Source organism: Pseudoalteromonas sp. S2755 (assembly GCF_005886535.1).
In the GTDB taxonomy this organism is placed as follows: domain Bacteria; phylum Pseudomonadota; class Gammaproteobacteria; order Enterobacterales; family Alteromonadaceae; genus Pseudoalteromonas.
In genome coordinates this window covers 1-755 of sequence record NZ_PNDS01000231.1, presented here as the reverse complement: position 1 = coordinate 755, position 755 = coordinate 1, and the positions used below count along the sequence as shown (strand labels likewise).

General features: G+C 43.8%; 1 pseudogene. It reads left to right on the top strand.

Features of this window, described 5'->3' with window-relative positions:
* Positions 1 to 711: pseudogene (locus CWC03_RS22975) on the top strand (DUF642 domain-containing protein); the annotation flags it as partial.
* Between the last annotated feature and the right edge of the window lie 44 nt (positions 712 to 755).

The following is a 755-nucleotide window of genomic DNA, read 5'->3' as shown; positions in this document are numbered from 1 at the left end:
GAAGTTACACCTCCAGAGCCGCCAGTAACCTGTAAAGTTGGTGTGTATGGCATCAATAACTTTGGTGAAGACAACAATAGCTATGTTTATAAGTTCGACATGGTTAACGGTACCTATGAATACGTTGATGGCGTCGCTAACACAGCGTCAAACATTGCTGCGTACAATGGCGCACTCTACTTCATGGAACAAAACGACAGTACAACTAAAGCTTCATCGCTTTGGAAGGTGTCATTAGATAGTGCAGAGCAGACTCTAGCTGCTAATGCGGTTTCATGGCCATTATACCGTTCAGCTGTAACGCCAGACGGTACTAAATTACTTGCAAGCAGCAAAACTTATCTTTATGAGTTTGACATGCAAACAGGCGCAAAAACAGTGCTTGGTAAACTAAGCTATGCAGGTGACGACTTCTCACACGGTGATATCGCATATTCAGCAGATACAAACGTGATTTACGTACTAACAGGTAAAGCACTTTACACACTAGATAAAGGCGACATGACTTTAGACCTTGTTGGCGAGCATGGTGTAAATTGGGCATCGGGTTTAGCAGTAAGCTCAGATGGCACATTATACGTGTCTGGTCGTAACTCAGGTGAAGACGCGAAGATCTACACATTAGACCCAAGTACGGCACAAGCAACCGTTGTTATGGATGCCCCAGAGCACATTAACGACTTAACGTATGTAGCGAATTACTGCGAATAAGTCTAAAACAGTAATAAGCAAGGCGAGGGGAATCGCTCGCTATT